This window comes from Isoptericola sp. NPDC056134, assembly GCF_042264825.1.
Lineage (GTDB): Bacteria > Actinomycetota > Actinomycetes > Actinomycetales > Cellulomonadaceae > Isoptericola > Isoptericola nanjingensis.
The window spans coordinates 3,305-10,990 of the sequence record NZ_JBHJVM010000044.1 but is presented as its reverse complement, the minus strand read 5'-3'; the positions used below and the strand labels follow the sequence as shown (position 1 = coordinate 10,990).

General features: G+C 72.7%; 5 protein-coding genes. All 5 read right to left on the bottom strand.

Going from position 1 to position 7,686, the window contains the following annotated elements; all coding sequences use genetic code 11:
- Positions 1–43: 43 nt before the first annotated feature.
- The 5 genes from ACFCZN_RS20810 to ACFCZN_RS20790 all read right to left on the bottom strand — a co-directional run bounded on the left by ACFCZN_RS20810 (position 44) and on the right by ACFCZN_RS20790 (position 7,512).
- Positions 44–3,097: a glycoside hydrolase family 2 TIM barrel-domain containing protein gene (locus ACFCZN_RS20810; RefSeq protein ID WP_430558021.1), complete on the bottom strand. Its 3,054-nt coding sequence runs from the start codon at positions 3,095–3,097 to the stop codon at positions 44–46.
- A 7-nt stretch (positions 3,098–3,104) separates the two neighbouring features.
- Positions 3,105–4,022, bottom strand: coding sequence for a carbohydrate ABC transporter permease (locus tag ACFCZN_RS20805; protein ID WP_430558020.1), 918 nt, complete (start codon positions 4,020–4,022; stop codon positions 3,105–3,107).
- The gene (locus ACFCZN_RS20800; protein ID WP_429765179.1) at positions 4,019–4,921 is read right to left on the bottom strand and encodes a carbohydrate ABC transporter permease; all 903 of its coding nucleotides are present in this window, start codon (positions 4,919–4,921) and stop codon (positions 4,019–4,021) included. The genes ACFCZN_RS20805 and ACFCZN_RS20800 overlap by 4 nt, the downstream gene beginning before the upstream one ends.
- Complete coding sequence (locus ACFCZN_RS20795; protein WP_430558019.1) at positions 4,918–6,252, bottom strand: ABC transporter substrate-binding protein; 1,335 nt, start codon at positions 6,250–6,252, stop codon at positions 4,918–4,920. Before ACFCZN_RS20795 ends, ACFCZN_RS20800 begins: the two co-directional genes overlap by 4 nt.
- Positions 6,253–6,363: 111 nt before the next feature.
- Complete coding sequence (locus tag ACFCZN_RS20790; RefSeq protein ID WP_430558018.1) at positions 6,364–7,512, bottom strand: Gfo/Idh/MocA family protein; 1,149 nt, start codon at positions 7,510–7,512, stop codon at positions 6,364–6,366.
- Between the last annotated feature and the right edge of the window lie 174 nt (positions 7,513–7,686).

The window sequence follows — 7,686 nt, the reverse complement described above, 5'->3', positions numbered from 1 at the left end:
CTCTCTATCTCGGCGAGTCGGGTTCTCTATCTCGGCACGACCGTCACAGGGCTCGCCAGCGGAGCTCGAGGGTGCGGGCCTGCGGGCGGAGCATCGCCGTGGGCCAGACGTCGGGGCCGCACGCGCGCGAGCCCAGGCCGTGCTGAGCGGCGTCCACGTACAGGTGGTGCCGCTCGGGCACGGGCAGCTCGTACGGGTGCGCCGCTGCGGAGAGCTCGTGGGCCGAGTGCCGGGCGAGCGTGAACCCGGGCAGGCGGCCGCGCGCGTCGCGGCCGAGCGTCAGGCCCGCCCAGGGCCCGCCGCCGCGCTCCAGCACGAGCTCGCGCACCTCCGACCGGTGGCCCGACTCCTGCGGCCGGGCGTACGGCACCGACAGGTCGTCGATCCCTGCGCGGTGGCGGCCCACCACGACCGAGGAGCGGACGTCCGGGTACGAGTCGTGCGGGCCCAGCCCGAACCACCCGGCGCCGTCGACGTCGGTCGGCAGCGCGAGGTGCACACCGACCCGCGGCCACACGTCGTCCCAGTGGTCGTCGGGGGTGAGGACGACGCGCAGCACCGCCTCGACGACGCCGTCTGCGGCCCGCTCCGCGGTCCACGTCTCCTCGACGTCGATCGTCCGGCGGCTCTGCGCCGCGGATACCCGCCGCAGCACCCGCAGCCGGTCGGCCGACTCGTCGACGGCGACGGTGCGGTGCGTGAGCCGGTCCAGGCCCTGGCGGCGCCAGCGGTCGGCGACCGGCGGCGCGGGGGTGCCGCGCCACGGCAGGGTCGTCGGGTCGTCGACGTCGTAGCTGCCCATCGCGGCGCCGCGGTCGTTGTCCGTGGGCGCGCGCCACAGCTCGACGCGCGGCGCGGACACGTCCGCGCCGGCGAGCGTGACCAGCTCCGGGCCGCGGAACGCGACGGGCGCGTCCGCGAGCGCCACGGCCGGACGACGCGTGCGGGCGACCGCCCGGGTGGGCAGCGCCCACTGGTCGCGCGCCACGACGTGCCCGGCGTCGGCCCACGACGCCGCCTCACGCAGCACGAGCTCGACGGTGAGGAACGCCTCCACGCCCGGGCCCGCCTCGGGCAGCGACGCCGGGTCGAGCAGCGCGACGTCGACCCGCTCCCCCGCCTCCACCGACGTGCGGTCCTCGCCCGAGGCGACGACCTCGCCGTCGTTCTCGACCCGCCAGCGGAGCACCAGGTCGGAGGTGTCCGCGGTGTGGCGGCGGTTCCAGACCTCGACGGCTCCCGACGCCGGACCGCCGGACGGCCGCACGACGACCGGCCGCTCGACGTGCCAGAACTCGACCAGCCCGGGGCTGGGGGTGTCGTCGGACAGCACCATGCCGTCCATGACGAAGTTGCCGTCGTGCACCACCTCGCCGAAGTCGCCGCCGTACGCGAAGTACTCGACGCCGTCGGGGGTGGTGGTGCGCAGGCCGTGGTCGCGCCACTCCCACACGAACCCGCCGTGCAGCCGCGGGTGGGTGTCGACGAGCGCGCGGTACTGGTCGAGCGCGCCCGGGCCGTTGCCCATGGCGTGCGCGTACTCGCACAGCAGGAACGGCTTGGACCGCTGCCGGGCGGAGTCGGCGATGCTGCAGCCGAGCACGGGTGACAGGTCGTCGCTCCCGATCGACGCCGTCTCCGGCACCGTCGAGTACATCCGCGAGTAGACGTCGGTGTACTCGCCGGCGTAGTCGCCCTCGTAGTGCACGGGCCGCGACGGGTCGCGGTGGTGCACCCACTCCGCCATCGCCGCGAGGTTGCTCCCGGTGCCCGATTCGTTGCCGAGCGACCACAGCACGATGCTCGCGTGGTTCTTGTCGCGCTCCACGGTGCGCCGCACGCGGTCGAGGTACGCCTCGCGCCAGCGCGGGTCGTCGCTGGGGTTGCCCGCCCAGCCGCCGGCCTCGAAGCCGTGCGTCTCCAGGTCGGTCTCGAGGATCACCCACAGGCCCAGCTCGTCGGCCAGGTCCAGGACGCGCGGGTGCGGCGGGTAGTGGCTGGTGCGGATGGCGTTGACGTTGTGCTGCTTCATCCGCGCGAGGTCGGCGCGGGCGTGCTCCTCGTCGAAGACGCGCCCGCGGTCGGGGTGCGTCTCGTGCCGGTTCATCCCGGAGAACACGACCCGGCGACCGTTGACGAGCAGCAGGTCGCCCACGATCTCCACCCGCCGGAACCCGACGCGCAGCGACACCGTCTCGCCCGCCGACGCCACCGTGACGTCGTACAGGTTCGGCTCCTCCGCCGACCACGGCTCGACGGCGCCCACGGCGACGGGCGCGACGTCATCGGGCGCCGCCCACGCGACGTCGACCCCGAGCTCGGGCACCCGCAGCCGCACGGGGAACGCGGCGGCGTCCGCCCGCACCTCGGGGACGAGGGCGCCCTCCCCGGTGGCCGGGTCGTAGTCCGCGTCCAGCCACACGTCGTCCAGCGCCCCGGCGGGCCGGTGCAGCAGCGTGACGTCGCGGAAGATGCCGGGCAGCCACCACTGGTCCTGGTCCTCGAGGTAGCTCGCGGCCGACCACTGCACCACGCGCACGGCGACGGTGTTCGTGCCCGGGCGCACCGCGTCGGTGACGTCGTACTCGTGCGCGAGCCGGCTGCCGGACGCCGAGCCCACCTCCTCGCCGTTCACCCACACCGTGAAGAACGACTCCACGCCGTCGAACCGCAGCAGCACGCGGCCGTCCTCTGTCCACGACGTCGGCACGTCGACCTCGCGGCGGTAGTCGCCGGTCGGGTTCTCGTCCGGCACGTGCGGCGGGTCCACGGGGAACGGGAACTGCACGTTGGTGTAGATCGGGAGGCCGTGCGCGCCGTCGCCCTCGAGGACCCAGTGCGCGGGCACGGGGAGCTCGCCCCACCCGGCGTCCGCGGACGTCGCGTAGCCGGGCCGCGCGAAGTCTGCGGTCCCTTCGCCGTCCGGCAGGACGCCGTGGGCGCCCGGCGCGCCGGGCACGCCCGCCAGGAGGCGGAAGTCCCACGTGCCGTCGAGGGAGAGGCGGGGTGCGTCCCCGGCGGGCGCGGACCGCGGCGGCTCGACGCGCCCGGACCAGGGCGCGGTGGACTCGTGCGGGAGCGGGGAGAGCGGGGTCATGCGGCGATCATGCCTTCACGGCGCCTTCCGTCAGGCCGCCGCGCCAGAACCGTTGCAGCACGATCATGGCGACGGCGAGCGGGATGACCGAGAGCAGCACGCCCCCGGTGGTGAGCTCGTAGAACTCGGGCAGCCGGTCGGTCTGGCTGTTCCAGTTGTTGAGCCCGAGGGTGATCGGGTACAGGTCCTGGTCGCTCAGCATCACGAGCGGCAGGAAGTAGTTGTTCCAGATGCCGACGATCTGGAAGAGGAACACCGTCACGAGTGCCGGCGTCATGATCCGCAGCCCCAGGGTGTGGAAGATGCGCAGCTCCCCGGCGCCGTCGATCCGGGCGGCCTCGACGAGCGAGGTGTCCACGGTGGCGTCCGCGTAGATGCGGCACAGGAAGAACCCGAACGGCGACACCAGCGACGGGATCAGCACGCTCCAGTACGTGTTGGCGAGCCCGAGCTGGCTGAACAGCAGGAACAGCGGCAGGGCGGTGGCCGTGCCGGGCACGAGCACCCCGCCGAGCACGAGACCGAAGATGAGGTTGCGGCCCCGGAACTGGTACTTGGCCAGGGCGTACCCGCCGGCCGCCGCCAGGTACGTGGCGATCAGGCCGCCCACCCCGGCGTACAGCACCGAGTTGGCGAACCAGCGGATGAAGACGCCGTTCCCGTAGGTGAGCACGGCGGCGAGGTTGTCGAACAGCGCGAAGGAGTTGCCGAACCAGAAGCCGTTGGTGCCGAAGAGGTCGTCCGTCGTCTTCGAGGCGGCGACGACCACCCAGTAGACGGGCACGAGGAAGTAGATCGCGACGACGGCGAGGATCCCGGTGACGAGGATCGTCGTCGCGGGGCGCCGACGACGACCGCCGGGGGCCGCGGCCGGGACGTCCGTCGGGTCAGTGCGCTGCGGCGCGGTGGAGACGGCGGCGGTCATCGCGAGCTCCTGTTCGTCAGCCTCAGGAAGAGGAAGGACAGCGCGAACGCCACGAGCGCGATGAGCACGGACTGAGCGGCGGCGACGTTGTAGTCGTTGTAGGCGAAGGCGGTCGTGTACGCCGACAGGTTGGGCGTGTACTGCGAGTCGATCGCCGGCGAGACGCTCATGAGGAGCTGCGGCTCGGCGAAGAGCTGCAGCGTGCCGATGATCGAGAACACGGTGGTGAGCACCAGGGCGGGGCGGATCAGCGGCAGCTGGATGCTCCACGCCGTGCGCCACGGGCCGGCGCCGTCCACCCGCGCCGCCTCGTACATCTCCGGCGGGATGGCCTTGAGCTGGGCCACGATGATGAGCATGTTGTAGCCCGCGTACGTCCAGGTGACGATGTTCGCGATCGACCACAGCACCGTCCCGGCGCCGAGGAAGTCGGGCGTGAACCCGAACAGCGTCTCGGTGAGGTCGATGATCGGGCTCAGGCCGGGCACGTAGAGGAACGACCAGAGGATGGTCGCGATGACGCCCGGGATGCCGTACGGCAGGAAGTACGTGGCGCGGAAGAAGCCGGGCCAGCGCGCCGAGGCCGACTCGAGCAGCAGGGCCAGCACCGTCGCGGCGACGATCATCACCGGCACCTGCACGACGCCGAACAGCAGCATCCGCCAGATCGACGCGACGAAGTTCCCGTCCTCCAGCGCGATCCGGTAGTTCTCGAACCAGGCGAACCCGGTGGTGACGCCCTGCTCGCCGAACAGACCGGCGCGGGTGACGGTGGTGAAGCTCTGCCCGATCGCCACGATGATCGGGAGCACGAACGTCAGCAGGAACAGCAGCAGGAACGGACCCACCAGGATCCAGGGCGCGCGCCCGACGGCGGTGCTCGCCTTCTTCGCGGTCATCGCTCTGCCCTCCGGATCGTCAGGCCCTTCTGTCGGAACACCTCGATGGTCCGGTCCTCGGCGGCGACGACGGCGTCCACGAGCGTGCCGCCCGTGGCCTTGCGCCGGAACCCGTCGCCCAGGATGTTGAACGTCTGCTGCGTGATGGGCCACCACTGCCAGTCGGGGTTCTGGTCCTGCGTGGCCGGCTGGAAGACCTCGGTGTTGTAGCGCTGGCCGCCGAAGAACTCGCTCGGCTCCTCGCGCGCCGCGCCGATGTAGTCGCGGGCCGGCGACCACCCGATGCCGGAGTACTTGATCATCGCGTCGATGCCCTCCGGGTCGGTGTTCATCCAGACGGCGAACTCCATGGCCTCCTTCGGGTGCCGGCTGTTCGCCAGCACGGCGGACGTCGAGCCGCCGATGAACGAGGACCCGAAGCCGTGGTCCCAGCGCGGGGCGGGCGCCACGCGCCACTTGCCCTCCGCGCCGCTCACGCTCTGCAGCAGCGCGTCGCCCCAGCTCGCGCTCACGAGCGACGCGATCTGGTCGTGCGCCGCGGCCGCGTACCAGCCGGGCGTGTAGGGGTTGGCAGCCGTGGTCACGAGGCCGTCGTCGATGACCTGGTCGAAGAAGCGCGCGACGTCGAGCGTGGCCTCCCCGGCCATGTCGATGACCCAGCCGTCCTCGGCGCTGCGCAGCCACGTGGCCCCGGCCTGCATGGCGTGCGCGGTGAACACGGACGTGTCGTCGAGCGGGAAGGAGTCGATGTACGCGTCGATCTCGCGGAACGCGGGGGCGACCTCCGCCCACTCGGTCCACGTGGTGGGGACGTCGGCGCCCACCTGCTCGTACAGGTCGGGCCGGTAGTACATGCCCACCGGGCCGGAGTCCTGCGGGATGCCGTAGACGCCGCCGGCGAAGCTCACCTGGCTCCACAGCGTCTCGTCGAACTTGTCCGCGTGCTCGGAGACGCCGTACCGCTCCAGGTCGACGAGCCCGTTGACGAGCATGAACTCCGGCACGGTGCGCATCTCCACCTGCGCCAGGTCGGGCCCTCCGCCGGCCGCGAGGGCGGAGTACATCTTCTGGTAGCCGCCGTCGTTGCCGCCGGGGATCCAGGAGACCTGCACCTGCACGTCCGGGTTCTGCGCGTTCCAGATGTCGGCGACCTTCTGCAGGTCCTTGAGCCACGCCCAGTACGTGAGCGTGACCTTCTCCCCCGCCGCCGCCGGCACCACCGGCTGGGCGTTGACCGACGTCGTGCCGGGCGTCGCGCACCCGGCGAGCAGCGCCGACGCTCCCCCGGCGAGCCCCCAGCCGAGGAGCTCCCGTCTCGTGACCTGTCGCATCCGTCCCCACTTCGTCGTGACGTCGGGCCGGGGCGGGTGCCCCGGGCTCGTGTGAGCGTGGTCACGCTAACAGCGGGGCGGACGCCGGGGTCAAACCCGTCTCAGGGCGTGTCAGACGGCGGCGGGGACGTCCTTGACCGGCGGCCAGGGGGTGCCGGTGCCGGCCATGGAGACGTGGAACGGGTCCCCGTCGACGATCTCTCCGGCGCGGACGATGGCGTCCGTGAACGCGGACTTGTAGATCGCCGCGGCCAGCTCGAGGGTCGCGCGGGTGTCCGCGACGGTGACCGGCAGGACGTCGCCCGCCGTGAACGCCCGGTAGGTGGGCACGAGCTGCGCCAGGTGGCCGCTCGCGCCGCCGTCGACGGAGGTTGCCGACGCCGCGACGTCGGCCGCCCACGCCTCGGCGACGTCCTCGCGCCCGGCCACGGGCGTCACGGTCCAGCTCGTGTCGTCGTAGCCGTACAGGTGCTCCAGCTCGACGGTCGCGGCCTCGGTGTCGAAGCGCAGGCGCGACGTCTGGCGCGGGGAGATCGCGGAGTTCGTGATCGTCGCCATCGTGCCGCTCGCGAACCGCACCAGCGCCGTGGAGACGTCCTCGGTGTCGGTGTGGCGGGCGAGCCGGCCGGCCATCGCCCGCACCTCGGTCCACGGGCCGAGCACGGCCAGCAGCAGGTCGAACTGGTGGATGCCGTGGCCCATGGTGGTGCCGCCGCCCTCGGTGTCGAAGCGGCCCCGCCAGGGAACGGCGAAGTAGTCCGGCGTGCGGAACCAGAGGGTGTCGCACTGCGCGACGTACGCGGCGCCGAGCGTCCCGTCGTCGAGCAGCCGGCGCAGCCGCTGGATCCCCGCGCCGAACCGGTGCTGCACGATCTGGGTGAACCGCCCCGGCAGGCCGGCGTCGATCGCCTGCCGCTCCGCCGCCGCCAGGGCGTCGGCCTCCGCAAGCGACAGGACCGCCGGCTTCTCCACCACGACGTGCGCGCCCGCCCGCAGCGCCGCCACCGCGGCCTGCAGGTGCACCGACGGCGGCGTGCAGATGTGCACGACGTCGACCTCGCCGGCGTCGAGCAGGGCCTGCAGGTCCGTGGAGTGGTGCGGCACGAGGTGCGCCGCCGCGAACGCGGCGGCGCGGTCCGCGTCGACGTCGACGACGTGCGTGACCTCCACGCCGCCGGGTCCGCCGTGCGCGGCGAGCGCGCGGACCGCCTCGACGTGCGCGCCGGCGATCGCCCCCGCGCCCAGGATCGTGACCTTCATGAGTGCTTCTCTCTCTGCCGGGGTAGTACGGACCTCGCCGAGGTAGTTCCCTTCTCGCCGAGGTAGTGGACCAGTCCACTACCTCGGCGAGAAGGGGACTACCCCAGGGGGAGGGGGGCCCCCTCAGCGGCGGGACAGGACCCTTTGCACCACTGGTTTCCTAGGCCCAGTCGA